Source organism: Actinospica robiniae DSM 44927 (genome assembly GCF_000504285.1).
Classification (GTDB): Bacteria; Actinomycetota; Actinomycetes; order Streptomycetales; family Catenulisporaceae; genus Actinospica; species Actinospica robiniae.
In genome coordinates this window covers 8,809,021-8,833,981 of the sequence record NZ_KI632511.1, presented here as the reverse complement: position 1 = coordinate 8,833,981, position 24,961 = coordinate 8,809,021, and the positions used below count along the sequence as shown (strand labels likewise).

The following is a 24,961-nucleotide window of genomic DNA, read 5'->3' as shown; positions in this document are numbered from 1 at the left end:
CAATACAACAGTAAGCGCGTACTATCATGACCCATGCGAGAGCTGCACGAGCGGAATGAGCGGGATGAGGAAGGGCTCGGCGCGCGGGCCGAGTGGGTCGCGGTCGCCGACGCCTGGCTGCTGACCGCTCGGGAGCACGCGGTCGCGGGCGGTTCGCTGATCCTGCCGACGCCGAACGGCGGCCGCTTCTCCCAGTGCGGCCCGCTGAGCGACGGCATCGAGGGCTTCTGCCGCAGCTTCCTGCTGGCCGGCGCCCGGCTCGCGCACGGCGAGGACGAGGCCGGCCACGCCGAGTGGTATGCGCGCGGCCTCACCGCGGCGATGGGCGGCGGCACGGGCTCCGGCACCAACTCCAGCTCGTGGGCGGGTACCTGGGGCCGGGCCGTGACGGCCGGCGCGCCCACCGGCTCCGGCATCCAGCAGCCGATCGTGGAGGCGGCGAACCTCGCCTTCGGCCTCGCCCTGTGCCGGGAGCAGTTCTGGGACCGGCTCGACGAAGGCACCCGCGAGCGGCTCACCGACTGGCTCGCGCACCACGCGGCGCTGCGCGCCTGGGACAACAACTGGCTGCTGTTCACCGCGGTCATCGAGGCCTTCCTCGCCTCCGTCGGCGTGGACGTGCCGGGCGGTCACATGGACGAGGACGTCGAGCGCGTCGAATCCTGGTACCTGGCAGACGGCTGGTACAACGACGGCCCGCCGAGCGGCAACCGCAACATCGACCACTACAACTCCTGGGTGATCCACCCCTTCCTCTGGCAGTGGTACCGCCTGCGCGGAGACGCGGCCGATCCGGGCCGCCGCGCGCGGATGCTCGAGCGGCTCGGCGAGTTCGCCGGCAACTACGCCCGCACGTTCGCCCCGGACGGCGCGCCGCTGCACCAGGGCAGATCCCTGACTTACCGCACCGCGGTGCTCGCCGGGCTGTGGACCGCGTCGCTGGCCGAGGTGAGCCCGCTCTCCCCCGCCTGCACCCGCCGCCTGTGCACCGCCACGCGCCGCCACTTCGAGGCATTCGGCGTCAGCGGCGCCGAAGCCCCCAGCCTCGGCTGGCGCGCCGCGCACTTCGAGCCCTCACTCCAGGTCTACAGCGGCCCCGGCTCGCCGTACTTCGCGGGCATCGGCTTCCTCGGCCTGGCCGCAGGGCCCGAGCATCCGCTGTGGGCAGCGCCGGAAGACGACGGCGAACCCGAGCCCGAGGCTGAGCCCGCGCGCGGCGTCGTCGCGTGGCGGTCCGTCGGCTGGCTGGTGGCGTCGCAACGCGACGAGGGCGTGGTCCGCGTGGCGAACCACGGCGCCGACCACGAGACCTTCGCCCCAGGCGGAGGCGACGACCCGCATTACATCAAGTTCGGCTACAGCACGCACACCGCGCCGGGCACCGGGCCCGCATGGGATAACGGCGGGATCGACGGCCACTTCGCTCTGCTCGACCCGTGGCGCCGCTGGACCCGACGTCGCACGATCGAGGCCCCGCGCGTGGACACCGGCGGTGTCGCAGTGTCCGAACACACGCCGCGCGACCGCTGGGGCAACGGAATCCCCGACACTCGTATCGTTTCAGTATCCTGTTTCATTGCCAGCGACGACGCCGAAAACGCCTGGCTGTGGGAGATCCGCGCGCACCGCGTCATCGGCGGCGAGGGCTGGGACCAGGTGCGCGAAGGCGGCTACGCCGTCGCGGCGGACGAGCAGCCCGCCGGGAGTGCGGGCAGCGCGGGGTCGGCGAAGGCCGCCTGGGCGCTCGCCCGTGGCGACGTCGCCGCGGTCTTCGCCGCCGTCGTCCCGCTGGCCGGATATGACGAAAGCGGTCTCGCGGAATATCAGGGATCGAATGCGCTCGGCGAGTTCAGCTCGACGCCGTACCTGCTCGGTGAGCGACGCGGCGCGCACGACACCGTCCACGTCGCCGGCCATCTGCTCCGACGACACGACCTCCCGGCGGAGGACTGGCAACCGCACCTCGACCTGCCCACGCCGCCGGCCGTGCACGTCCACGGCGCGAAAGTCACCGTGCGGCTGGGCGGAAGCGAATACGTGATGGAGCTCGACACAGCAGCTCCCTAGCCCGAGGCGAGGCCGTACCCTGCGATACATGCTCCGCCTGATCCGGTTCGTCTTCATCGTCGGGTTCCTCGAAGGCACGGCCGCGCACGCCTACGACCTCGCCGACGGTGGCGTGCACGCGTTCCGCGGCTTCCCGTTGGTGAGCCAGATCCTGTTCCACGCCCTGCTGATCCTCGATCCGCTCGCGGCGTGGCTCGTCTGGAAGCGAATACCGTCGGCTCCGTTGCTGGGCGCGGCGATCATGATCGCGGACGACGCCGCGAACTGGCAGGGCAACTGGCCCTCCGTCCATGCCGACCCGAGCATCCTGCTCCGCCCCTACGGCCTGCCGGTGCTCACCTTGTTCGGCGTTTTCGTCGTGCTCACCGCGTTGCCGCTGCGGCGATCCTTCGCCGCCCAGCCTGCTTGAATGACACCGTGCGCATAGAAGCGATCGTGTTCGACTTCGACGGACTCCTGATGGACACCGAGACCACGCTGCTCGACTGCTGGCAGTACGAATGGCGCCAGCACGGTCTGGAGCTGGATCAGACCTCGTTCTTCGCCGACCACGGCGGCGACATCACCGCCGAGCGTTACCGCCAACTCGCCGAAGCCGTCGGGCCCGGCTACGACTACGAGTCCAGCCACGCCCGCCGCACGGCGTATCGACAGCGGCTGCACGACGAACTCGGGCTCTGCGACGGCATCGAAGAGTGGCTCGCGCAGGCCCACGACGTCGGCCTTCGTTGTGCCATCGCCAGCAGTTCCCCCGAGCACTGGGTGACCGAAATGCTCCAGCGCATCAACCACATCGACGACTTCACCACCCTTGCGACCGGCGACGAGGTGCCGGCCGTCAAACCGGCTCCCGACGTCTACCTGCTCGCCATCGAGCGTCTCGGCCTCCAGCCCGCCCAAGCGGTCGCGGTCGAGGACACGCCCCACGGCGTCGCCGCCGCCAAAGCCGCCGGGCTGCCGTGCATCGCCATCCCCAACCCGTTCGCCGACCCCGCGCGGTTCACGGCAGCAGACCTGGTGCTGCCCAGCGCCGCGGCCCTCCCTCTGCTGGAAGCTGTCGAGGCCGTCGAGTCACTATCGTTCGCGCGCTAGCACTGGCTCTCGGCTGACTCAGCGAAGCGTCAGCACTGCCTTGCCTCGGACGCGGCCGGTCTCGATGAATCGGTGCGCCTCGGCCACGTCTTCCAGACGGAACGTCTTGTCGACGTGAACGCGGAGCGCTCCAGAAGCGACGAGCTCGGCGACCTGGTCGAGATCCGCACCCGACGGGCGGTAGCCGAACTCCGCGTAGCGCAGTCCGAGTGCGACCGCATCGGCGGGGGTGACGGGACGGTCGGATCCGGTGCCGGAGATGCTCAGCAGGATTCCGCCCGGCCGCAGCACGCTCAATGAACGAGGGCCGTAGTCGCCGCCGATCGCGTCCACGACGACGTCGACAAGGGCGGCTTCGTCCGCGAGCACCTCGGCGAAGTCCTGCTCCCGATAGTCGATCAGTTCGTCCGCGCCGAGCTCACGCAGGAAAGCGTGGTTGCCGGCGCGGGCGGTGCCGATCACGTGTGCCCCGGCGGCCTTCGCGATCTGCACGGCCAGGTGGCCGACGCCCCCGGAGGCGGCGTGAATCAGGACCCGTTGACCCGGCTTGAGCTCCGCGCCGTAGTGCAGCACCTGCCATGCGGTGAGCACGGCGGTGGGCAGGGCGGCGGCCTCGATGTGGCTTACGCCGGCGGGCTTGTGGGCCGCGTCGCTCTCGCCGACGACGACGTACTGCGCGTACGTCCCGGCTTTTGAGCGCTTGGACGCGTAGACCTCGTCCCCTGCCGCGAACATCGTGACACCGGCACCGGTCTGCTCGACGACGCCCGACACGTCGAGCCCGGGGATGATCGGAGGCTCGCCGATGTGCGCGATGTGCCCGGCGCGGATCTTCCAGTCGGCCGGGTTCAATCCGGCGGCGTGTACGCGCACGAGGATCTCGCCGGGGCCCGGCTCCGGACGCTCGGTGTCGACGAGCTCGAGTACTTCGGGTCCGCCGAATCTGTTGACCACTACGGCTCGCATGATCGAGTCCTTCCACTCCGCGGCGGGCTCCTCCCGCGAGATCAATCCTGATCCGAGCCGGTATCCCTTGTGAAGAAGGCACTTTTCCGGTATCTAGGTACCCCGTGGATACCACCCCGGCGCGAGTCCCGATCTATCAGCCGGACTGCCCGGCCCAAACGGTGATCGACCTGCTGGCGAACAAATGGGCGCTGTTCATCCTGGCCGCACTGCGCCACAACGGCCGCCCGACGCGGTTCAACGAGCTCAGACGCATGCTCGGCGGCGTCACCCAGAAAATGCTGACGCAGACGTTGCGCGCGCTGGAGCGCGACGGCCTCGTCCGGCGCGACTTCTACCCGACCGTGCCGCCACGCGTCGAGTACTCGCTGACCGAACTCGGCCTCGGCGCGGGGCAGCTGACGAACGCCATCGGCGAGTGGTCCCAGGCCAACGTGCATCGGATCCTGGCCGCCCGAGAGCACTACGACGAGTCGGCCAGCGCCGAGGTGGTGCCGGTCGGGGTCGTCCGGGCCTGATCGACCGGCGTCTGATGTCCGACCGGCGTCTGATGTCCCACCGCTCTGCGAAGATCGCAGCATGAACGATCAGCGCCCCACCACCTCCGACCCGGCCAGGCTCGACCTGGCCGATCCCGAGACCCTGCGGCAGCTGTGGGACCTCCAGCGGATCTCCTACGCCGTCGAGGCCCGGCTGATCGGCTTCGACGGCATCCCGGCCCTGCACGAGTCGCTCGAGCAATTACGCGCGACCGACGAATCCTCGCTCGGGGTGTGCGACGGGCAGAAGCTCATCGGGGCGGTCTCCTGGACTCGGCTGGTGGACGGCACGCTGGACATCTGCCGCCTCGTGGTCGACCCCGAGGCCCATCGCCGCGGCGTCGCCACGGCACTGCTGGACGCACTGGACTCGCTCGAACCGGCCGACCTGACCATCGTCTCCACCGGCACCGCCAACCTGCCCGCGCTCGCGCTCTACCGCCGGCGCGGGTTCGTCGCCGTCGGCGAGCGCGAGATCGCGCCCGGCGTCACGATCACCTTCCTGGAACGCGGGAACGCATCCGCGTCCCGGGACGTCGACGAACCCTGAGCAAGCCGGCGCGCCCGCCGCGGCGGCGCCGGGTCAGCCTGCTGCCGGAGCTGCACCCTCCACCGGCGCCGGTGCGGTCGAGCCGCGCAGCACGAGGTGGGTGCCGAGGACGAGCGAGCCCTGCCCGCCGGCCTCATCCGACCAGTCGCCCTTGCGGCCGCCGCCGTCCTCGCCGCCGACGGCGAGCCGGACCGCGGCGCGGCCCATCTCCTGCAGCGGGATGTGCACGGTTGTCAGGGCGGGGACGGTCTCGGCGGCGACCGGCACGTCGTCATAGCCGACCACAGACACGTCCTGCGGGACCCGCCTGCCGTTGTCGCGCAGGGCCTGCAGAGCGCCGGCGGCGGTGGCGTCGTTGGCCGCGAGGATGGCGGTGAAGTCGGTGCCGTCGGTGAGGGCGCGGGCCGTGCGCTCGTAGCCGAACCTGCGGCTGAACTCGCCTTCGAGCACCAGCTTCGGGTCCACCGCCAGCCCTCTGCGGTCGTGGGCCAGCCGGTAGCCGGCGACGCGGTCGCGCTGGGTGGAGATGCCGGGCCAGCCGCCGAGATACAGGATCCGGCGGTGGCCGAGGCCCATCAGGTGGTCGGTGGCGTTGAGCGCGCCGTGCTCGTTGTCGTAGTGCACGGCCGTGGACGGGGTGGGCGGCGCCAGCGGCGGGCGGCCGCAGAGCACCAGCTTCGAGCCGGAGGCCTCCATCGCCTTGGCCCGCGCGGCCAGCTTGCTCTGGTGCTTGTCGTCCAGCAGCGCCCCGCCGACCAGGATCACCGCCTCGGCGCGCTGCTCGTGCAGCAGCTCGATGATCTCCAGCTCCCGGTGCTCCTCGCCCAGGGTGGAGCCGATCAGGCAGATGCGCCCGACCGCGGCGGCCTCGCGCTGTATCCCGTGCACGATCAGGCTGAAGAAGGGGTCGACGATCTCGCTCACCACCACGCCGATGGTGCGATTGGTCACCCCGGCCAGCGCGCGGGCGTGGGCGTTGGCGACGTAGCCGAGCGCGCGCACGGCCTTCTCCACCCGCCTGCGCGTCTCCGCCGCGACCGGGTAGTTGCCGTTGAGGACCCGTGAGACGGTCGCGGTGGATACGCGGGCGCGCTCGGCGACGTCCTGCAGGGTCGCTCGACCCTCGGCGACGACCATGTCAGCGGTTCTCCCTTCCTTTTGCTCCCGGGTACGCGCGGGCTCGGCGTCCGGCGGAACTCATCATAGGTTTTCCCCCGTCGCAGGACCCGTGTTCGGGCGGGCGATGCGGGTGTCGTGTCCGCGTGCGGGCTCAGGCCAGCCGGCCCAGGCCCGCCGCGTCCACGGCGTGCCACGGTTCGAGCCCGGAGGTTATCCGCTCGATCTCGGCCACCGCCAGGTCTCCGAGCCGGGTGATCTCGTTGCCGAGCGCGCCGGCGATGTGCGGGGTGATGAACGCGTTCGGGGCCCCGTGCAGATCGTCGCCCTCGGCCAGCGGCTCGGGGTCGGTGACGTCGAGCACCGCGTCGATGCGGCCGCGCAGGACCTCGCGGCGCAGCGCGTCGGTGTCGACCAGGCCGCCGCGGGCGGTGTTGACCAGGACCGTGCCGTCGCGCATCAGGGCGAGCTCGGCCGCGCCGATCAGCCGGTCCGTCTCCGGGGTGAGCGGCGCGTGCACGCTGACCACGTCGGAGCGGCGCAGCAGCTCGGCCAGGGACGCCCGGCGCACGGCCGGGTCCGCGGTCAGGCCGGCGTCCGTGTACGGGTCGTAGAGCAGCACCGAGGCGTCGAGGACCTCGCGCACCAGCCGGACCACGCGGGTGCCGATCCGGGAGGCGCCGATCACGCCGACGGTCAGCCCGCGGGTGCCGAGCCAGGGCAGCCCGGTCAGGTCGCGGTGCGAGCCGTGCTCGTCGAGGCTGCCGGCGCCGAGGCGGTGCGCCAGGGTGAACGCGCGCTTGGCGCCGAGGATGATCGCGGCCAGGGTGTACTGGGCCACCGGGACGGCGTTGGCCTCGGCGGCGTTCGAGACGCTCACGCCGCGGGCGTAGACGGCCGGGTCGAACAGCGCCTTGACCGTGCCGGCGCAGTGCACGACGTGGCCGAGCCGGGGCATCCGGGCCAGCGCGGACGGGCCGAGGTGGGGCGAGCCCCAGCCGGTGATGAGGATTTCGCAGGCGGCCAGCTCCTCCCGCAGCGCCGGATCGTCGAACCCGCCGACGGCGGTGAGCGAGCGGTCCAGGCGCACGCACGCCTCCAGCCGCCGCCACGCCTGGGCGGTGAACACTTCCCGGGCCATCGCCGGATCCAGCGCCAGCAGGGCCCTCGGGGCGGTCCGGGGGCACGCGGCGGTGGGCGCCACCACGGCGGGCAGCTCCCCCTCAGACTTCGAGATCATGGGTCCGGATAGTACGCGCTTGCTGTCGCATTTACCAGCAGTTCTCGCGAAACCCTTGACGAAACGTGCAAGCGCTTACCAAACTCTGTCGGCATGGAACTGCTCAGGATCGGCGTGATCGGACTAGGTGCCCGCGGCGGCTTCGCGCGGCACTTCCACCGGCCGGAGGCGGGCGCGCGGCTGGTGGCCGCGTGCGACCTGCGGCCGGAGGCCGTGGCGGCCGCCGGGCCGAGGCTCGGGTTCGCGAACTGGCCGGATCCGGCGGTGGCGAGGACCACCGACCCGGACGACCTGCTCGCCGGGGACCTCGACGCCGTGGTCGTGCTCACCCCGGACGACACGCACGCCGCGCTCGGCGAGCGGTTCCTCGAGGCCGGGATCCCGGTCTACCTGGAGAAGCCGATGGCCACGACGATCGAGGACTGCGACCGGCTGCTGCTCGCGGCCGAGCGCTCCGGCACGGTGCTGCACGTCGGCCACAACATGCGGCACATGCCGGTGGTGACGCAGCTGCGCGAGCTGATCCTGGCCGGCGCGATCGGCGAGGTGCAGAGCGTGTGGTGCCGGCACTTCGTCGGCCACGGCGGTGATTACTACTTCAAGGACTGGCACGCCGACCGCTCCCGCAGCACCGGTCTGCTGCTGCAGAAGGGCGCGCACGACCTCGACGTGATCCACTGGCTGGCCGGCGGCTACACCCGTCGGGTGAGCGCCTTCGGCGACCTGCGGGTGTACGGGCGGATAGCCGACCGGCGGGACAACTCCGACCGGGTGATGCAGGACTGGTTCTCCTACGACAACTGGCCGCCGCTCGCCCAGCGCGAGCTGCACCCGGTCATCGACATCGAAGACCTCTCGCTGGTCAACCTGCAGCTCGGCAACGGCGTCCTGGCGGCCTATCAGCAATGCCACTTCTCCCCCGACTACTGGCGCAACTACACCGTGATCGGCACCGAGGGGCGGCTGGAGAACTTCGGCGACACCGCCGGCGGCGTGATCCGGCTGTGGAACCGGCGCCACGACTACCGGGCCGAGGGCGACGCCGAGTTCCCGATCGCCGACGGCGCGGGCGGCCACGGCGGCGGCGACGTCGGCATCGTCGACGACTTCCTGCGCTACCTGCGCGAGGGCGGCGAGCGCTCGGCCACCCCGCTGGCCGCCCGCGAGGCGGTGGCGGCGGGCGTCACCGCGACCCGGTCGCTGCGCTCCGGCGGCACGGTGCTCGAGGTACCGCCCGCCCCGCAAGCCCGACTTCGACCCCGATCCCACTGAAGGAGGCACGATGTCCTTCTGGCAACGCGTCAAACGCGACCGGGTGCTGCTGGCCATGCTCGCCCCCGGCTTCCTGTTCTTCCTCGTGTTCTGCTACGGCGCGCTGTTCGGCGACATCGTGGCGTTCGAGGACTACCAGCCCTACACCGGCTTCCTCGACAGCGCCTGGACCGGGCTACAGAACTTCTCCGCGGTCTTCGCCGACGCGGTGTTCTGGCACGCGGTGCGCAACACGCTGGTGATCAACATCGTGGCGTTGGTGCTGTGCTTCCCGGCCCCGCTCGCGCTGGCGCTGATGCTCAACTCGATCCTCAACGGCAAAGTGCGCAAGTTCGTGCAGTCGGTGGTCTACCTGCCGCACTTCATCGGCTGGACGATCATCGTGGCGCTGTTCGAGGAGGTGCTCGGCAGCGGCGGCGCGTTCACGCACCTGGAGTCGGCGCTCGGGCTCGGGCACTGGAGCCCGATGTACTCGGACGCGTTCTTCCCGTTCCTGCTCGCGCTGGAGTCGATCTGGAAGGACTGCGGCTGGGGCACGATCATCTTCCTGGCCGCGCTGATGAACATCGAGCCCGCGCTCTACGAGGCGGCCGCGCTGGACGGAGCCGGGCGCTGGCACCGGTTCAAATCCGTCACGCTGCCCTCGGTGATGCCGGTGACCATGCTGCTGCTGATCCTGCGCCTCGGCACGCTGCTGGCCAGCGGCTTCCAGCAGATCCTGCTGCAACAGGGCAACGTGAGCCTCTCGGCCAGCCAGGTCATCGACACCTACGTCTATTCACAGGGCATCGCCGAGGGCAACTGGGGGCAGGCCGGCGCGATCGCGCTGGCCGAGACCGTGGTCGGCCTCGCGCTCGTACTCGGCGCCAACAAGGTGGCGCACTTCTTCGGACAGGACGGGTTCTACCGCCGTGAGAGCTGACACTGACCTGCGCCCCGCGCCGACCGCCGCTCCCGACGGCGTGCCGAGCCCCGCGCCGCCCGCATCCCGACGCCGCGCGAACGCCCCCCGGCGGCCGCTGTGGCAGGAGAAGCCGAGCCTGTTCGGGCTCAGCGCCAAGACGATCACGATCGTGGTGATCTCGATCCTGGTGCTCTACCCGTTCCTCGCCGTGCTCGGCACCTCGCTCTCCAGCGAGGCCGAGATCGCCCAGCACGGCGGGCTGGTGCTCTGGCCGGCCCACCCGACGCTGGCGGCCTACCGGATGATCTTCACCGGCAGCGTGGTCACCCGGGCCGTGGTGGTCAGCCTGGCGATCACCCTGGCCGGCACCGCCCTCAGCCTGCTGATCACCGTCCCGATGGCCTACGCGCTGGCCCAGAAGCGGCTGGTCGGACGGCGCTTCTTCCTGATGACGGCGCTGTTCACGATGATGTTCAACCCGGGCATCATCGCCAACTTCCTGCTGGTGTCGAACCTGGGCCTGAGCAACAGCTACTGGTCGCTGATCCTGCCCAGCCTGGTCAGCGCGTTCAACCTGGTGATCCTGCGCTCGTTCTTCATGGGCCTGCCGCAGGAGCTCTACGACTCGGCCTCGATCGACGGGGCCGGGGACCTGCGGATGATGCTGCAGCTGGCCATCCCGCTGTCCAAGGGCGTGATCGCGGTGGTGACCCTGTTCACCGCGGTCGGCTACTGGAACGAGTGGTTCAACGCCCTGCTCTACCTCAACGACTCCACCAAGTGGCCGCTGGCCTACGTGCTGCGCTTCTACGTGGACTCCGGCCAGTCGCTCGTGCCGCCCGCTGTCACCGCGGACGCCGGCATCGCCCCGCAGGCGGTGTCCATGGCCACGGTCGTGGTCAGCGTCGTGCCGATCGTGCTGCTCTACCCGTTCCTGCAGCGCTACTTCACCCGCGGCGTGCTCACCGGCGCCATCAAGGGCTGAGACGGGCACCGCGGCCCCCTTGCGTTCCACCCCTGGTTCCACCCTCTCCGTCGGCCCGCGCCGACCTCTACGAAAGGGCACCACTGATGTCAGGCTCCTTCCTCAATGGCGCGCAGGCGAGCCGACGAGGCTTCCTTCGCGGCGGTCTCGGACTGATCTCGGCCAGCGCGTTCGGCGGCGTGGCCGCGACGACGCTGGCCGGGTGCGGCTCGACCACGGCGAACGGCTCGGCGAGCGTCAACTCGGCGACCGTGCTGCCGACCTTCACCCCGTTCACCGGCGCCACCCCGGACATAGCCGCGACGGCGAACGGCGTGCCGGCGGTGTACTTCAGCTACCCGGCGAACGCGGCCTCGGTCTACCCGACGCCGCCGCTGAGCGGCGAGTCCATCTCGGTGATCACCAACATCTTCAACTCGGTCCCGCCCGCGCTGAACTCGAACACCGCGTGGCAGGCGGTGCAGAAGGCGCTCGGGGCGACGGTGGACTTCACCATGGTCGGCTCGGACGACTACTCCACCAAGCTCAACACCACCATCGCGGCCGGGAACCTGCCGGACGTGATGCTCTACACCGGCTACGCCAACCCGACCGCGGCCGCGCCGAGCGACGTGGCCGGCTTCCTGGCCGCCGAGTGCGCGGACCTGACGCCGTACCTGGCCGGGGACAAGGTGAAGGACTACCCGAACCTGGCCGCCATCCCGGCGATCGCCTGGGAGCAGTGCGTCTTCGCCGGCAAGCTGTACATGCTGCCGATCCCGCGCAACGTGACCACCGGCTCCGGGATGTACCGCAAGGACCTGTTCACGCAGGTGGGCGTCACCGACCTGAGCACGCTGTCCGCGGACGACTTCCTGACCGCCTGCAAGGCCCTGACCAACCCGGCCAAGGGCCAGTACGCGCTGACCGCGTACACCGGCTACCCGTACTCGTCGGGCATCATCCAGCAGTCGTTCGGGGTGCCGTGGACCTGGCGGACCGGCTCCGGCGGCAGCCTGACCTCGATGTACGAGACGGACGAGTACGCGGCCAGCATCGAGTTCCTGATCAAGCTCAACGCGGCGGGCGTGTACGTGCCGGGCTCGGAGGGCTTCACCAAGAACCAGATGGTCGACTCCTTCGAGTCGGGCAAGGCCGCGTACTGCCCGGACTCGGTGCCCTCGTTCCAGAAGTACTGGCCGGCCATGGCCGCGGTGAACCCGAAGTGGAGCATCGACCTCGCGGTGCCGTTCACGGCTTCGTCGCAGTACAAGCCGTGCGCGTGGCAGGACAACGTGCTCTTCTCCTCCTCGATGCTGAAGAAGGGCTCGCAGTCGCGGATCGAGACGGTGCTGAAGTTCGCCGACTTCCTCGCCGCGCCGTTCGGCACCAAGGAGTACCTGCTGCTCAACTACGGCGTCGAGGGCACCGACTACACGATGGAGAAGGGCAGCCCGATCCTCACCTCGACCGGGACGAACGAGACGCAGGTGCCGTGGAAGTACACGGTCGCCCCGTCGCAGGCGATCTTCATCCCGGGCTACAACGACTGCGCGACCGCGCAGCACGCGGGGATGGCGAAGCTGATCCCGATGGCCGTGGGCAACCCGTGCTCGAACCTGAACTCGCCGACCTTCAACAAGAAGGGCCTGGAGCTGCAGACGCAGTTCACGGCCACGGTCAGCGAGATCATCTCGGGCAAGCAGCCGTTCTCGGCGTTGGCGGGCGCGGTCAAGACCTGGCGTTCTGGCGGTGGCGACACGATCCGCTCGGAGTACGAGAAGGCGCTGGCCGCCTCGAAGGGCGGGGCCACGGCCGCGTCGTGATCTGAGCGGTGCACGGATCAGGGCGGGTGCTACGCGGCACCCGCCCTGACAGGTCTCACCGGTCAGCCGCCGGCGCCCGGATCCGCCGGCGGCAGTTCGTCGAGGTGTCGGCGGCAGAGGGCCGCGATCTCCGCCAGCCGACCGTCGTCCCCGTCGGCGGCGAGTAGTTCCGCCGCTTCGACCAGCCGGGTCCAGTAAGTAGACGGAGCCGGCCTGCTGCGTGGCGCAAAGGTACGGGGAGAGCTGCCCGCCATCGACTCGAGAGCGTCGTGGAGCTGTCCGGCTTCCAGGTGGCGGGTGATTGTGCCGAAGTGGCCGCTGCGCCAGCCGCCGTGTGCCCTCAAGGCTTGGTTAAGCAGGGTTCTGACCTGCTGCTCACGCTCGTCGAGCGGCCGATGGAAGTCGAAGAACCCGGCGATTGCCAGAAGCCAGCCGAGCTCCTCCGGGTCGCCCTCGACTTCCTCCAGCGCCGCCTCGCCGTCCTCGGCCCAGCGCTTCTCGGCATCGACGAGGGACGTTCCCGCAGCCATGCTCACGGCGATGGCGATGGCGCGCAGGTCGTACCCGCCGTCGGCGGCCAACTCGACGAACGCCGCATCGGCCGACGCGCCGGCGCTCAGGATTTCCTGCGCCCGGCGCACCAAGGCTTGGTGTTGCTCGTCACCGGCCTGAGTCATGGCCGCATCATCGCAGAGGCGGAATTCCCCCGCTTCGGTAGGCCTCTACGATCCAGCGTCGATCTTGAACACCCAGACGTGCTCGCCGCTCTCGCGCGCGGCCTGCGGGACTTCCACGATCAGCGCACCGCGCTGCTCATCCCAGGACCAGGCGAGTTCGCCTTCGTAGCCGCACAGCGTCACGCGCGAGCCTTCGCGGATCGGGACGGCGGCTTCGACCACGAGCCGGTCGCCGGGTGGGGTGAGCGAGTGGATGTAGAAGGCTTCGTCGTCCTTGACGGTGAACCTGAGGTCGCCGCTTTCGGCCGCGCGCCACCAGGGCGTGGTGTCGTAGATCGCCTCGCCGTTGACGCGGAGCCAGGCCCCCACGGCGTTCAGGCGGTCGCGCATGACCTCGGGGATGGTGCCGTCGGCGCGCGGTCCGATGTCGAGCAGGAAGTTGCCGTTCTTGCTGACGATGTCGACGAGCTGGCGCACCACCTCGTCGGCAGTCATATAGGCATCCTCGGGTGTCGCGGCGTTGAATCCGTACGAGTGCGGATCCAGGCCGCGGCTGGCCTCCCAGGCCGCGTTGACGGTGCCGGCGAAGGTGGCGTACTCGGGCGTGCGGTAGTCGTAGGCGTAGATGCCGCCACGGCTGTTGACGGCGACGTCCTTGGGCTCGGGTCGGTTCTTCGCCTTGTTGTAGTAGCCGGGGACGACGTTGACCGAGTCGTTGGGCGCGCCGCTGATGTCGAACCAGATCAGGTCGGGGTCGAACAGGTCGATCAGCTCGCGTGCCTGGCCGGCCTGGTAGTCGCGTACGAAGTCGCGGCCGGCGGTGTAGCCGGTGTAGGGAAGTTCGGCGCCGGTGTAAGGATTGCGCGGGGCGTGGCCCCACCAGGGATCGTCCGGGTTGAAGAATTCCGGCTGGGAGAAGTAAATGCCCTGGTAGAGCTCCGGTGCGTGCTGGTCGGCCGCTTCGAGCAGTTCGCGCAGGAGGTCGCGTTTGGGGCCGAGATGCACGGAGCTGCGCTCGGACAGGGCCGTGTCCCACAGGCAGAAGCCGTCGTGGTGCTTGGCGGTGAAGACGAAGTAGCGCGCCCCGGCCGCCGCGAACAGCTCGACCCAGTCGCGCGGGTCGAAGTTCTCTGCGGTGAACATCGGGATGAAGTCGTCGTAGGCGAAGTCCTCGCCCCATTCGCGGGCGTGGTGGCCGTACGTGGGCGCTTCGGGGTTGTCCATCCGAGCCCAGTACCACTCGGCATAATCTTCCCCGACCGGAGCCCACGCCGGGACGGAGTAGACGCCCCAGTGGATGAAGATCCCGAACTTGGCTCCGGTGAACCAGTGCGGGGCGCGATGGCCGCGCAGCGAGGCCGTGGTCCGGGCGTAGTCGGGCACGCCGAGAGTCAGCGCAACGGACGCGTGCTGCGACGTACGGCCCTTGCGCTGGAGGACGAGGCGGCCGCTGACCGGCGTTCCAGGCTCGACATCCGCTGGGGCGGTAAGGCCGATGCGTACGCGCACCTGCTCCCCCGGAGCGAGGGCCCTGATGCACGCCGGCTTCGTCGTCACGGCGTTTTCGACATCGGTCTCGAGAGTGACCGTGACTCCGTCCACCTCGGTCAGCCACGCGTCGCCGACATTGACGATGGTCGCCTCGACGGTCTGCGGCGCGCCGTCGAACATCATGGGCATGCAGCGCGGTTGACGGACGGAGAGAGCCGCGCCGCCGGTGACGAGCGGCTGGAGGCTGAGTGCGAAAACGTGCAGCTGCGGGGCGGCCGAGCCGGACCGGCCGGACTCGCCGGCGACCACCTCGTCTGACGCGGCGTCGGCGGTCACCGGAAGCACCAGCGCGGCAGGAACTCGGGCGGGATCGAGCGGGACTTCGAGGTTCCAGAGGGAGACGGTCGCCTCGTCTTCCACGGTGCCGTCAGGGCGGTAGCGGTATCCGGCCTCGAATACACCGCCCGGACCGAGGTAGCCGGGAGCGGTGAGCGTGGTCGAGGACGTGCTGCCGTCTGCGTAGATCACGGTGAAAACGCCCGAGACGGCCGCGCTCGAACCGGTCCCGATCGGCTGTGCGACCGAGCCCGCGGCGAGCAGCAGCGCACTGTGCGCGGGAGTCGGGGGCAACTCGATCCGCTGGCCACGGGCGACGATGTTGTCGGGTCCAGTGCTGTCGGGCCCGGACTCGGGCCCGGAGACGTTTGCAGGCTCACCGGGCGGCACGATGAGGAGGCACGGCACGCCGCCGATCTCGCAGACGCCGTCCGCCGCGCGCGGCGGCAGTTCCTCCACCGGCAGCGTATGTCCGACACCGTCGAAGTCCGCCGATCCGGCCGGCTCGTCGGCCCGCGCGAAGCCTGCGTTGTCGAAGTGCAGCTGAAGCGGAACGGTGATCGGCGCAGCGGTCATCGGCGCGGTGGCCATGCGGGCTCCTGGAACGAGTCGGGACCCAGCAGGTGTCGCCGTATGCGCTTGCTGAATCCAGTCAGCCTGACTGATCTCTTACCAGGAAATGACCATAGTACGCGCTTACTACAACGGTCAACGTGCCATGGGCGCGATGACTCGGCCGTCCGGCAGCAGCTCGCCGCTGTCGTCGAAGAGCACCACGCCGTTGCACAGCAGGCTCCAACCCTGTTCCGGGTGGGCGGCCACGGGCACGGCGGCCTCGCGGTCGGGAGCGTCGGCGCCGGGGCATCGCGGCTGGTGGGCGCAGGCGCGCGGGACGGGGAGCGGGGAGGATGCGGGGGTTGCGTTCACAGATCTCACCAGATGCTCGGTTGCGACTCGGGGTCGCGGAGGGCGCACCCTATATGTACCGATTGTGCGCTTATGCGCTCCGCGGTTCTTCGAGTATTCACCCGCCCACCGCCGCGTAACCTCACGATTGTGTAACGAAAGCTGCAACCGCTCGACTCGGCGCCGACGTCTTGATCGGCGACTGGCGGATACGACGAAGGGGATCGAAGACGTGAAGGTACTGGTCACCGGCGGGGCGGGCTTCATCGGCAGCACCATCTGCTCGGCTCTGCTCGATCACGGCGGCACCCCGGTCATCCTGGACAGCCTGGTCACCGGGCGCGAGTCGTTCACGCAGGGCCGGATCTTCTACCGCGGCGACGTGGCCGACGGCGCCCTGATCGACCGGATCTTCACCGAGCACCCGGACATCGAGGCGGTGGTGCACTGCGCGGCGCTGATCGTCGTGCCCGACTCGGTGAGCGACCCCCGGCGCTACTACCGGGAGAACGTCGGCAAGACCATCGACCTGCTCGGCCACCTCGAACGCAACGGCTGCCGGAGGCTGCTGTTCAGCTCGTCGGCCGCGATCTACCTGCCCGGTCCGGACTCGACCGTGGACGAGGACGCCGGGCTCGGCCCGGGCAGCCCCTACGCGGCGACCAAGGCGATGGTCGACCGGATCCTGGCCGACGTGGCGCGCGGCTCCGGCCCGAACGGGCTACGCGCCGTCTCGCTGCGCTACTTCAACCCGATCGGCGCCGACCCGAAGATGCGCACCGGACTCCAGCTGCTCCGGCCCACGCACGCGCTCGGCAAGATGGTCGAGTCCTGGGAGCAGGGCTCGACCTTCCACATCACCGGCACGGACTGGCCCACCTCGGACGGCACCGGCATCCGCGACTACATCCACGTCTGGGACCTGGCCACCGCCCATATCGCGGCCCTGACGAAGTTCGACTCGCTGGTCGACGACGCGCAGCCGCACCTCGTGATCAACCTCGGCACCGGCCGCGGCGTGACGGTGCGCCAGCTCGCCGACGCGTTCGGCACGGTCACCGGCACGCCGCTGCACACCGAGGACGCCCCGCCGCGCCCCGGCGACGTCGTCGGCGCCTACACCCGCTGCGAGCGCTCGTCCCGACTGCTCGACTGGCAGGCCGAGTACGACCTCGAAGACGGCATCCGGCACGCGCTGGAGTGGCGCCGCCACCTGCTCGAGCTCGAAGGCCTGACACCCGCGCAGTCCTGAGGCCGGCCGGCCTTCGAGCCTGACGCCGGGCCCGAGCCCGAGCCCGAAGGCCTCACGCCCAAGCGGCCTCGAGGTCGGCCAGGGCCTCGTGGAAGCCGGGGAAGGTCTTCTTCACGCACCCGGGGTCATCGAGCGTGATGCCCGGGGTGCGCAGGCCGGTGATGCTGAAGGCCATCGCGATCCGGTGGTCGCCGCGGCAGGCGATGCGGGCCGGCTGGGGGCGGGAGCCGGGGCGGATCTCGATCCAGTCACGGCCCTCCTCGACCTCGACGCCCAGCGCGCGCAGGTTCTCGGCGCAGGCGTCGAGGCGGTCGCACTCCTTGACCCGGGTGTTGTAGACGTTTTCGATGCGCACCGGGCCGTCGGCGAAGGGCGCGATGGCGGCGAGGGTGGGCATCGTGTCGGAGATGTCGCGCATGTCGACGGTGAGCGCGCCGAGGCGGCCGTCGGCCGGCCCGCTCACAGTCAGCTCGTCCGCGCTCATCCGCACCTCGGCGCCCATGTCGGCCAGCACCTGGGCGAAGCGCACGTCGCCCTGGAGGGCTTCGGAGCCGAGTCCGGGCACTGTCACGCTGCGGCCGGTGACGGCGGCCGCGGCGAGGAAGTAGCTCGCGGTGGAGGCGTCCGGCTCGATGAGGTAGTCCGTGGCCGTGTACGTCTGCGCGGGCACGTGATAGGTAGAACCCTCTCGCTGCACCGTGACGCCGAAGCGCCGCATCATGGCCGTGGTGATCTCCACATACGGCGCCGAGACCAGGTCGGTGACGGTGATCGACAGGCCTTCCGCGGTAAGCGGCGCGACCAGCAGGAGCGCGGTCAGGAACTGCGAGGACAGTCCGGCGTCGAGAGTGATGTGGCCGCCCTTGATCCCGTCGGCGTGGACGGTCAGCGGGTGGTGGCCCTCTTCGGCCTCGTGCCGCAGGTCCACGCCGAGTTCCTGCAGCGCCGAGGTGAGCGGGCCCAACGGACGACGGCGCATCTGGGCGGAGGCGTCGAAGCGGAACACGCCGTGGCCCGCCGCGACCAGCGCGGGCAGGAAGCGCGAGGTCGTGGCGCCGTCGCGGCAGAAGACCGACGCTTCCGCCGCCGCCGGACCCTGCGGCCGGCCCTCGACCGTCCACGCGGAAGGCTCGCGGGTGAGCCGATAGCCCAGGGCGGCCAGGCCCTCGGTGAATCCGGCCGTGTCGTCCGAGTCCAGCGGGCGGCGCAGCGTCGTGGTGCCGTCTGCGGCGGCGGCCAGGAACAGCGCGCGGTTGGTGATGGACTTGGACCCGGGAACCTCGACCACAGTCATGCCGCGAGCTTACGGTCGCGCCCTTCGGCCCGGCCGGGAATTCCAGGGAGTGGAAACGCGCGGCGCCGCACTCGGCGTGGGCCTGATCGCGGGCGCGTAGACTGCCGCGCACGGCGGCCGCGGCCGGACCGGGTTCGGCGATGTGTGTACACAGGTGTCAGGAGCGGTTGATGGCGGAGCGGCGGGCCGGACTCGAGGGCGCGGGACTGATCGGCTTCCTGAGCCTGGAGGAGCTCGACCGCGGCCTGTTCCGCGGCTGGTGCCACGACGGGATCCCGCTGCGCGCGTTCGGCGGCCAGGTCGCCGGGCAGGCGCTGACCGCCGCGAGCCGGACCGTGCCGACGCACCTGGCCGTGCACTCGCTGCACGGCTACTTCCTGCGCGCGGGCCAGACCTCGCGCCCGATGATCTACTCGGTGGAGGACCTGCGCGACGGCCGGACCTACGTCACCCGGCGGGTGACGGCGCGTCAGGACGGCGAGGCGATCTTCGTGCTCTCCGCGTCGTTCAAGCTGGCCGAGCCCGGCGGTCACGATCGGCAGCCGGCGCCGCCGGACTCCGCCGACCCCAGCGAGCTGCCGGACTACTACGAACTGTGGGCGAAGATCGACCCGCAGGGCGCGGAGAACGCCGCGGTCCGCCAGGCCGTCGAGGTGCGCTACGTCAGTTCGGACGGCGCGAGCGGGACTGAAGGGGTGACCCAGCAGAAGCTGTGGGTCCGTGCGCTCGACCAGCTGCCGGACGACCCGGTGCTGCACACCTGCGCGTTGACCTACCTCTCCGACCTGATGCTGGCGCCGACCGCGGCACTCGCGGTCGAACCGCCCCGAGGCGTGCGGCCGTTGCCCGCCACCGTCTTCCTCACCTCGCTCGACCACGCGCTGTGGTTCCACCGGCCGTTCCGCGCGGACGAGTGGCTGCTGATCGCGCAGGAGAGCCGGACCGCGGGCGACGGGCGCGGCCTGGCCCGGTCCGAGGTGTGGACGCGGGACGGTCGCCTGGTGGCCAGCGCCGTACAGGAGACGGTGCTGCGGCCGATGCGCGGGCGCCCGGATGCGCGCTGACGCTTCAGTGGGCGTGTTCGAGCATCCGTAGCTGCGCGGTGAGCGTGTCGACCCGGCGATACCTCAGGCCCAGCGTGGCCACGTGCCGCCAACGCACGGTCCCGTGTGCGTCGAGCAGGAACACGGCTCGGCGCAGCCCCTTGCCGGCCATCGAGACACCGTAGGCCTCGGCCACCGCCAGATCCGCGTCCGCGAGCAGCGGCATGGCCAGGTTGTTCTTGCGGGCGAAGTTCTCGTGGCTCTCCAGGCCCTGCGGGCTGATCCCCCACACCGCCGCGCCGAGCGCGCTGAACCGGTCGAGCCCGGCCGAGTACGAGCACAGCTGGCGGGTGCACACCGCAGTGTCGTCGCCGGGGTAGAAGGCGAGCACGAGCGGGCGCCCGCGGTGTTCGGACAGGGAGTACTCGCGCCGCTCGGCCCGTCCAGCGGCCAGCCGTACGCCGGGCAGGGAGAAGCCGGGCGCGCCTTGGCCGACGGAAGGGATCTTCGCCACGTTCTCACTCTACGGTCAATCGGGGCCTGGTGTACCGAGCCGCACGGTCCGGCCCGGGCGGCACTCGGGTTTCAGGCGCGTTCGGGGTACGGGGTGTAACCGGCCTCGTCGAAGTCGGCGGGATGGCCGCGCCCGTCGAGGTCCCAGGCCCAAAGGCCGACGAGCGCGCCGGTGAAGCCCATCGAGCGGATCTGCCCGTCCACGATGTCCTCGGCATGTTCATCCGAGAGCACCGTGGCGTCGAAAGCGCCGCCGATCGTCCGCCACTCGCCGCCGGTCTCGTCGAGGTACCGGAAGCGCAATCCGGCGCCGTCGAAGTCCAGCCCGAGCCGCGACCGCACCGCGCCTTCGCCGAGCACGTGCTGCCCGGCTTCGTCCACGCGCACCACGCCCTGATCGCTCGCGGCCACGCGCAGTACGGTCCGACCCTCGTCATCCCGGGTGACGTGCAGGAAATACCAGTTCAGCGTGTTGTAGTAAGCGGTGATCCCGGCCAGATGCTGGAACGCGAGCGGCTGATACGCGAGCGTCGCCTCGAACGCGCAGCGCAGCTCGGTGACCCGGCGCGCGACGAGACTGGGTCCGACGAGGCTGCGAGGTGAGCGGCCGCCGCGAAGCCGCAGGTACGAGGGCCGCTCGGTCAGCGACACCCAGCTCTCGTCGGCGTGGCGCCGGAGGGTGGACCAGTCGGCGCCGAGCACCGGCTCGTCGAAGCCGTCGGACCCGTCGACCGCAGTACCGGCCGGATCATCGATCTGGCGACCAGTCGGGCCCGCCACCGTCAGCGCCGGCTGTCCCCCGTCGACTCGCGGCCAGCCGTCCGGCGTCCACTCCACCCGGGCCAGCGCCGTCTCACGCCCGAGGACGCACGGCCCGCGCCGCCCGATCGGCCGCGCGACGAGGTAGGCGAGATACCAGGCGCCGTCTTCGGCCTCGACGAGGCTGCCGTGCCCGGCCTTCTGCAGCGGAAGATCGGCGTCGTTCATGGCCGTGACGAGCGGCCCGTGCGTATCGCGCTCATACGGCCCGGTGAGGGCGCGCGAACGGGCGACGGTGACGCGATGCTCATAACCTGTGCCGCCGTCCGCGGTCACCAGGTAGTACCAGTCGCCGCGACGGTACAGGTTCGGCCCTTCGATCCACCCGGCCTGCGGCGGCAACACGATCCGCTCGGGCTCCCCGACCAGGCCCCGCGTCGCCCGGTCGAAGCGCGTGGCCTCGAGCCCGGCCGACCCGCCGTGCCCCGGACGCCAGTCGTGCACCAGGTTGATCAGCCAGCTCGCGTCGCCGTCGTGGAAGAGCGAGGCGTCGAAGCCGCGCGCATGCAGCAGCACCGGCTCGGACCAGGGTCCGGTCGCCGACGGCGAGGTCGTCAGGTAGTTGGGGCAGTCGCTGAACCCGCCGACGTAGCTCGAGACGTTGCTGTAGACCAGGTGGAAGAGCCCGTCGGCGTACGAGAGGTTCGGTGCCCACACGCCCCCGGAGTCGGGCGCGCCCGCGAGGTCGAGCAGCTGATCCCGTGTCAGCGCGCCGCCGAGCGGCTCCCAGTGCGCCAGATCCTCAGACCGGTGCAGCCGCACGCCCGGGCACCATTCGAAGGTGGAGTTGGCCAGCACGAACTCGCCGCCGACCCGCACGATCGACGGATCGGGATGGAACCCGGGCAGCACCGGATTGCGGATGACAGTTCCCGCACGCGTCTCCTCAGGCTGCATCGGACCCTCGTTCCCGTTCGCGATATCGATCTTGGCCTCGGCCTTCGAACGTAGCGTCGAAGACATTCGCAGACAATGCGGCGGGGCGCACCGCCCGAAACGTGGTCCATGACCCCTGGTACGGCGTAGGGTCGGGCCGAAGCGAAGCGCGTGAGGAGGTTGTGATGTTCGAACTCGGGACCGACGGACCCAGCGTGATCCTGGCCGGCCTGGACGGATCGCAGTCCTCGATGCGCGCGGCCGCGTACGCCGCGGGCCTGGCGCGGCGTCAGCGTTCGCTGCTCGCGCTGGTCTACGTGCAGCCGCTCGGCGTCGTCAGCGCGCCGGAGGCGGCGGCCGCCACCGCGGATCTCGGCCGGCAGATCGCGGCCGAGCTCGAAGCGGACATCCGCGGGGCGCTCGAGCGCATCCCGGACCGGGAGCGGGTGCGCTGGGAGTTCCACACCGTGCGCGGCGACCCGTACAACGCCCTGGTGGAGGCGGCCGAGCGGCTGCGGGCAGACGCGGTGGTGATCGGCGCGTCGGAGAAGGCCGGCCACCGCTTCCTCGGCTCGGTGGCGATCCGCCTGGTCAAGGCCGGCCGCTGGCCGGTCACCGTCGTGCCCTGATCTCACCTGACCCTGCGTCGGCTGCCCCGTTCGGCCGTCCGGGCGGGCGGGCGGAGTGTGAGGGCACGAGGATGGTCGGGTGAGTTCCCGTACCGAGCAGCCGCCGCGCACCGGAGTGTCGCCGCACACGTCCGTGCCCGCCGCGGCGGCGGGCTGAGGCGCGGGGCCGCCGGTGGACGCGGAGGACAGCGCCCGGATGCGGGACCTGATGGCGAACAGCCGGACGCTGCTCGCCTGGATCCGGACCTCGGTCTCGTTCGCCGGCCTCGGCTTCGTGGTGGCCAAGTTCGGCGCGTTCACCGGCCTGCAGCACGCCTCGGAGGCGATCGGCGTCCTGCTGGCCCTGATCGGCCTGGCCTTCACCGGCCTCGGCTACGCGCAGTACCTCAAGACCGTGGAGCTGGAGAAGGGGCCGCCGGACGCGCCGGTCCCACTGCATTGGCCCACCTTGACCGCGGCCGGCTGCTGCGCCGTGACCTGCATAGTGCTGGCCGTCTATCTCGCCGTCAGTTGAGCTGCGGCTCACCGCGCACCCCTCCGGAGTCGCCAGGTGATGATCACACTTCGTCCGTCTGCCCGAAGCGGCCGGCTGCTGCTGACCTCGCTGCTCGGCCCCGCCCTCGTTCTGGCGGCCGCCTCACCCTCGCACGCCGGTACGGTCGCGTCCGCCGCGGTGCGGGTCTGCGGGCACGGTCCGGCAGCCGTCCGCCCGGTCCGCATGATCCTGACCTGCGCCGACCGCCTCGCCGTCGCCGAGCACCTGCACTGGACCCGCTGGAGCGCGACCGAGGCGTCCGCCACCGGGCTCATCGTCGAGCACAGCGACGCGGCGAGTAAGGGCACGGTGGCGACCTTCACCCTGCGCGCCCCGGCCGCTTCGGATGCGGCCGAGCGCAAGCTGTTCACCGAGCTCGACGTCCAGGTCCACGGCGCGAATCCAGGCGGCTTCCCGCACGCGGCGTCGTTCAGCGAGGCGGCTGTGCCGGCCGCGCCGACCCACCGGACCCACCGGACCCACCGGAGGCGACCGCAGCGACGCTCGGCAGACGCGGCGGACACGGCGGGCGCCGCACTCGGATACGCGCAGGTCGAAGGGTTCTGGGTGGCGGCCGGAGGGCCGAGCAGTCTAGCGAGCACGGTTGCTGCGATCACGGCGGCGGAAAGCCGCTCCGAGCCCGGCGTGATCCAGACAGGCGAGCCTTTCGCCAAGACCGGCTGGGGACTGTGGCAGATCACCCCGGGCAACTCGGCCCCGTCCGCTTTCGGCAGCGACTACCAGCTGCTCGATCCGTGGAACAACGCCGAGGCCGCAGTGTGGAAGTACGAGCAGCAGGGCCTCAACGCCTGGAGCACCTACTACGACGGCGCGTATAAGTCGTACGTGCAGCAGGTCAGCCCCGATACCTCGGTGACCGATCCCGGCGAGTTCGCTCCGGTCAACGCCGCGCCGTCGGACACCCCGTCCTCCCCCGTCTCGGAGCCCGGCAGCACGTACGGCCCCAGCATGGCCGGACCCGCCGACGGCATCTCGTTCGGGCAGGATCAACGCGCGCCGCACCACCGGGTGCATCATCCTCGGTACGCTCCCGCCATGGCCGATGACACCTGGGCCGGTCTGGCCGATAAGTTCGCGGACGGCGCTTACGCCACCGTCAAGGGGCGCGTGCGCACGTATGTGATGCACAACCAGCTGCTGGAGCACCTGCCGCCGCCACCCGCGCGCGTACTCGACGTCGGCGGCGGCGCCGGACACCAGTCGTTCCCGCTGGCCCAAGCCGGCTACGAGGTGACGCTGCTCGACCCGTCGGCGGCGATGCTGGACAAAGCCAGTGCGCGCCTCGCCCACCTGCCCGATGACGTCCGCCAACGAGTGACGTTCGTCGAGGCCGCCGGGGAGAACGCCGACGAGGCAACAGGCGGCCAACACTTCGACGCCGTGCTGTGCCACGGCGTGCTCGGCTACCTGGACCACCCCGAGCCGTTGCTCGACCAGCTGATCCGTCGCACCGCGCCCGGCGGCATCATCTCGATCATGGCCGGCAACGCCGACGCAGCAGCGGTGCGCCCCGCCCTGGAAGGCCGCTGGGAGGACGCCCTCGCCGCGTTCGACGCGCGCAGCGAGATCGGCGTCCTCGGCCTGCCGACGAGGGCCGACACGGTCGAGGAGCTGAGCGCGCAGCTGCGCGACCGCGGCGCGGAACCCCTGGCCTGGTACGGCGTCTGGCACTTCGTCGACTGGCTCGACCTAAGCGGTTCCGCGCTCGATCCGGACGACGCCAAGCAGCTGGAAGCCGTGGCCGCCGTCGAACTCGAAGCCGGCCACCGCGACCCGTACCGGCAGCTGAGCCGCATCTTCCACCTGGTCGCCCGCAAAGGCTCCGCCTGATACCGATTGATGATCGGCTGGGTCGTCGTCGTGGTGGGGCGGGCGCTTCGCTCCGCCCACGGTTTCGTTTGCCCACCCTGCCCACTCGTTGCGTTCGCGGGGCAGGCTGCAGTTTCAAGATTGAAAAGTGCCGCTGGCAGGCCCTTCCCTCGGAGAGAGATGCCGGGGTTTGTGGGGTGCTGTCGTTGGCGGGGCGGGCTGTT

At 70.8% G+C, this 24,961-nt stretch carries 23 protein-coding genes and 1 pseudogene; 15 read left to right on the top strand and 9 right to left on the bottom strand.

From position 1 onward, the window contains the following. Window positions 1–33: 33 nt before the first annotated feature. From ACTRO_RS37985 to ACTRO_RS37975, 3 genes are read left to right on the top strand one after another with little or no spacing between them, the layout of a single operon-like run. Window positions 34–2,067 (top strand): DUF2264 domain-containing protein, encoded by a 2,034-nt coding sequence (locus ACTRO_RS37985; protein WP_051452027.1) that lies wholly within the window; start codon window positions 34–36, stop codon window positions 2,065–2,067. A 28-nt stretch (window positions 2,068–2,095) separates the two neighbouring features. Then, the gene (locus ACTRO_RS37980) at window positions 2,096–2,476 is read left to right on the top strand and encodes a hypothetical protein (protein WP_034271071.1); all 381 of its coding nucleotides are present in this window, start codon (window positions 2,096–2,098) and stop codon (window positions 2,474–2,476) included. Window positions 2,477–2,484: 8 nt separating this feature from the next. Next, complete coding sequence (locus tag ACTRO_RS37975) at window positions 2,485–3,159, top strand: HAD family hydrolase (RefSeq protein ID WP_034271068.1); 675 nt, start codon at window positions 2,485–2,487, stop codon at window positions 3,157–3,159. Between the two features lie 18 nt (window positions 3,160–3,177). Here the strand turns inward: ACTRO_RS37975 and ACTRO_RS37970 are convergent, their stop codons facing one another. Beyond that, on the bottom strand, window positions 3,178–4,125 hold the full coding sequence (locus ACTRO_RS37970) for an NADP-dependent oxidoreductase (RefSeq protein ID WP_034278598.1): 948 nt from the start codon (window positions 4,123–4,125) through the stop codon (window positions 3,178–3,180). 104 nt (window positions 4,126–4,229) lie between these two features. Between ACTRO_RS37970 and ACTRO_RS37965 the strand changes: the two genes are divergently transcribed. Then, complete coding sequence (locus tag ACTRO_RS37965) at window positions 4,230–4,643, top strand: winged helix-turn-helix transcriptional regulator (RefSeq protein WP_051452026.1); 414 nt, start codon at window positions 4,230–4,232, stop codon at window positions 4,641–4,643. A gap of 61 nt (window positions 4,644–4,704) precedes the next feature. Further along, window positions 4,705–5,214: a GNAT family N-acetyltransferase gene (locus tag ACTRO_RS37960; RefSeq protein ID WP_051452025.1), complete on the top strand. Its 510-nt coding sequence runs from the start codon at window positions 4,705–4,707 to the stop codon at window positions 5,212–5,214. A gap of 33 nt (window positions 5,215–5,247) precedes the next feature. On the opposite strand, the gene ACTRO_RS37955 is transcribed toward ACTRO_RS37960, so the two are convergent. Further along, window positions 5,248–6,351 (bottom strand): LacI family DNA-binding transcriptional regulator, encoded by a 1,104-nt coding sequence (locus ACTRO_RS37955; protein WP_034271065.1) that lies wholly within the window; start codon window positions 6,349–6,351, stop codon window positions 5,248–5,250. Between the two features lie 133 nt (window positions 6,352–6,484). Beyond that, window positions 6,485–7,570 (bottom strand): hydroxyacid dehydrogenase, encoded by a 1,086-nt coding sequence (locus tag ACTRO_RS37950; RefSeq protein ID WP_084316848.1) that lies wholly within the window; start codon window positions 7,568–7,570, stop codon window positions 6,485–6,487. A gap of 93 nt (window positions 7,571–7,663) precedes the next feature. Here ACTRO_RS37950 and ACTRO_RS37945 point away from each other — a divergent pair, with 93 nt between their 5' ends. The 4 genes from ACTRO_RS37945 (at window position 7,664) to ACTRO_RS37930 (ending at window position 12,536) form a co-directional block, all read left to right on the top strand. After that, complete coding sequence (locus ACTRO_RS37945) at window positions 7,664–8,842, top strand: Gfo/Idh/MocA family protein (RefSeq protein WP_034271062.1); 1,179 nt, start codon at window positions 7,664–7,666, stop codon at window positions 8,840–8,842. Window positions 8,843–8,852: 10 nt separating this feature from the next. Beyond that, window positions 8,853–9,764, top strand: a complete 912-nt coding sequence (locus ACTRO_RS37940) for an ABC transporter permease (protein ID WP_157436679.1) — start codon at window positions 8,853–8,855, stop codon at window positions 9,762–9,764. After that, the gene (locus ACTRO_RS37935) at window positions 9,754–10,731 is read left to right on the top strand and encodes a carbohydrate ABC transporter permease (protein WP_245594606.1); all 978 of its coding nucleotides are present in this window, start codon (window positions 9,754–9,756) and stop codon (window positions 10,729–10,731) included. Before ACTRO_RS37940 ends, ACTRO_RS37935 begins: the two co-directional genes overlap by 11 nt. An 86-nt stretch (window positions 10,732–10,817) precedes the next feature. After that, window positions 10,818–12,536, top strand: a complete 1,719-nt coding sequence (locus ACTRO_RS37930) for an extracellular solute-binding protein (protein ID WP_051452024.1) — start codon at window positions 10,818–10,820, stop codon at window positions 12,534–12,536. A gap of 62 nt (window positions 12,537–12,598) precedes the next feature. Here ACTRO_RS37930 and ACTRO_RS37925 read toward each other — a convergent pair whose 3' ends face one another. From ACTRO_RS37925 to ACTRO_RS37915, 3 genes are all read right to left on the bottom strand, one after another. Next, window positions 12,599–13,213 (bottom strand): hypothetical protein, encoded by a 615-nt coding sequence (locus ACTRO_RS37925; RefSeq protein WP_034271059.1) that lies wholly within the window; start codon window positions 13,211–13,213, stop codon window positions 12,599–12,601. Window positions 13,214–13,258: 45 nt separating this feature from the next. Then, window positions 13,259–15,631: an alpha-L-fucosidase gene (locus ACTRO_RS37920; protein WP_051452023.1), complete on the bottom strand. Its 2,373-nt coding sequence runs from the start codon at window positions 15,629–15,631 to the stop codon at window positions 13,259–13,261. Between the two features lie 117 nt (window positions 15,632–15,748). Next, entirely contained in the window at window positions 15,749–15,967 is a 219-nt protein-coding gene (locus tag ACTRO_RS37915; protein WP_034271056.1) for a DUF5999 family protein, read from the bottom strand. 211 nt (window positions 15,968–16,178) lie between these two features. Here ACTRO_RS37915 and galE point away from each other — a divergent pair, with 211 nt between their 5' ends. Beyond that, the gene (gene galE / locus ACTRO_RS37910; RefSeq protein ID WP_034271053.1) at window positions 16,179–17,198 is read left to right on the top strand and encodes a UDP-glucose 4-epimerase GalE; all 1,020 of its coding nucleotides are present in this window, start codon (window positions 16,179–16,181) and stop codon (window positions 17,196–17,198) included. Window positions 17,199–17,250: 52 nt separating this feature from the next. Here the strand turns inward: galE and aroA are convergent, their stop codons facing one another. Continuing rightward, on the bottom strand, window positions 17,251–18,492 hold the full coding sequence (gene aroA / locus ACTRO_RS37905; protein ID WP_034271050.1) for a 3-phosphoshikimate 1-carboxyvinyltransferase: 1,242 nt from the start codon (window positions 18,490–18,492) through the stop codon (window positions 17,251–17,253). 170 nt (window positions 18,493–18,662) lie between these two features. On the opposite strand from aroA, the gene ACTRO_RS37900 reads away from it, so the two are divergent. Further along, window positions 18,663–19,556, top strand: coding sequence for an acyl-CoA thioesterase (locus ACTRO_RS37900; RefSeq protein ID WP_051452022.1), 894 nt, complete (start codon window positions 18,663–18,665; stop codon window positions 19,554–19,556). A gap of 4 nt (window positions 19,557–19,560) precedes the next feature. Here the strand turns inward: ACTRO_RS37900 and ACTRO_RS37895 are convergent, their stop codons facing one another. Beyond that, complete coding sequence (locus tag ACTRO_RS37895) at window positions 19,561–20,049, bottom strand: peroxiredoxin (RefSeq protein ID WP_034271047.1); 489 nt, start codon at window positions 20,047–20,049, stop codon at window positions 19,561–19,563. Between the two features lie 71 nt (window positions 20,050–20,120). After that, entirely contained in the window at window positions 20,121–21,764 is a 1,644-nt protein-coding gene (locus ACTRO_RS37890; protein ID WP_034278579.1) for a family 43 glycosylhydrolase, read from the bottom strand. Window positions 21,765–21,928: 164 nt separating this feature from the next. Here ACTRO_RS37890 and ACTRO_RS37885 point away from each other — a divergent pair, with 164 nt between their 5' ends. From ACTRO_RS37885 to ACTRO_RS51205, 4 genes and pseudogenes are all read left to right on the top strand, one after another. Beyond that, a complete protein-coding gene (locus tag ACTRO_RS37885; protein WP_034271044.1) occupies window positions 21,929–22,372 on the top strand; it encodes a universal stress protein in 444 nt (147 codons plus the stop codon). A 172-nt stretch (window positions 22,373–22,544) separates the two neighbouring features. After that, window positions 22,545–22,886: a YidH family protein gene (locus ACTRO_RS37880; RefSeq protein ID WP_034271041.1), complete on the top strand. Its 342-nt coding sequence runs from the start codon at window positions 22,545–22,547 to the stop codon at window positions 22,884–22,886. Between the two features lie 39 nt (window positions 22,887–22,925). Beyond that, window positions 22,926–23,678, top strand: a pseudogene (locus tag ACTRO_RS51210) (transglycosylase SLT domain-containing protein); the annotation flags it as partial. 285 nt (window positions 23,679–23,963) lie between these two features. Continuing rightward, on the top strand, window positions 23,964–24,758 hold the full coding sequence (locus ACTRO_RS51205; protein WP_034278577.1) for a methyltransferase: 795 nt from the start codon (window positions 23,964–23,966) through the stop codon (window positions 24,756–24,758). Window positions 24,759–24,961 lie beyond the last annotated feature (203 nt).

Excerpts from the sequence above, each read along its gene's own strand:
- ACTRO_RS37985 (WP_051452027.1), top strand. The coding sequence starts at position 34 with ATGCGAGAGCTGCACGAGCGGAATGAGCGGGATGAGGAAGGGCTCGGC.
- ACTRO_RS37980 (WP_034271071.1), top strand. The coding sequence starts at position 2,096 with ATGCTCCGCCTGATCCGGTTCGTCTTCATCGTCGGGTTCCTCGAAGGC.
- ACTRO_RS37970 (WP_034278598.1), bottom strand. The coding sequence starts at position 4,125 with ATGCGAGCCGTAGTGGTCAACAGATTCGGCGGACCCGAAGTACTCGAG.
- ACTRO_RS37960 (WP_051452025.1), top strand. The coding sequence starts at position 4,705 with ATGAACGATCAGCGCCCCACCACCTCCGACCCGGCCAGGCTCGACCTG.
- ACTRO_RS37955 (WP_034271065.1), bottom strand. The coding sequence starts at position 6,351 with ATGGTCGTCGCCGAGGGTCGAGCGACCCTGCAGGACGTCGCCGAGCGC.
- ACTRO_RS37950 (WP_084316848.1), bottom strand. The coding sequence starts at position 7,570 with ATGATCTCGAAGTCTGAGGGGGAGCTGCCCGCCGTGGTGGCGCCCACC.
- ACTRO_RS37945 (WP_034271062.1), top strand. The coding sequence starts at position 7,664 with ATGGAACTGCTCAGGATCGGCGTGATCGGACTAGGTGCCCGCGGCGGC.
- ACTRO_RS37940 (WP_157436679.1), top strand. The coding sequence starts at position 8,853 with ATGTCCTTCTGGCAACGCGTCAAACGCGACCGGGTGCTGCTGGCCATG.
- ACTRO_RS37930 (WP_051452024.1), top strand. The coding sequence starts at position 10,818 with ATGTCAGGCTCCTTCCTCAATGGCGCGCAGGCGAGCCGACGAGGCTTC.
- ACTRO_RS37925 (WP_034271059.1), bottom strand. The coding sequence starts at position 13,213 with ATGACTCAGGCCGGTGACGAGCAACACCAAGCCTTGGTGCGCCGGGCG.
- ACTRO_RS37920 (WP_051452023.1), bottom strand. The coding sequence starts at position 15,631 with ATGGCCACCGCGCCGATGACCGCTGCGCCGATCACCGTTCCGCTTCAG.
- aroA (WP_034271050.1), bottom strand. The coding sequence starts at position 18,492 with ATGACTGTGGTCGAGGTTCCCGGGTCCAAGTCCATCACCAACCGCGCG.
- ACTRO_RS37900 (WP_051452022.1), top strand. The coding sequence starts at position 18,663 with ATGGCGGAGCGGCGGGCCGGACTCGAGGGCGCGGGACTGATCGGCTTC.
- ACTRO_RS37890 (WP_034278579.1), bottom strand. The coding sequence starts at position 21,764 with ATGCAGCCTGAGGAGACGCGTGCGGGAACTGTCATCCGCAATCCGGTG.
- ACTRO_RS37885 (WP_034271044.1), top strand. The coding sequence starts at position 21,929 with ATGTTCGAACTCGGGACCGACGGACCCAGCGTGATCCTGGCCGGCCTG.
- ACTRO_RS51205 (WP_034278577.1), top strand. The coding sequence starts at position 23,964 with ATGGCCGATGACACCTGGGCCGGTCTGGCCGATAAGTTCGCGGACGGC.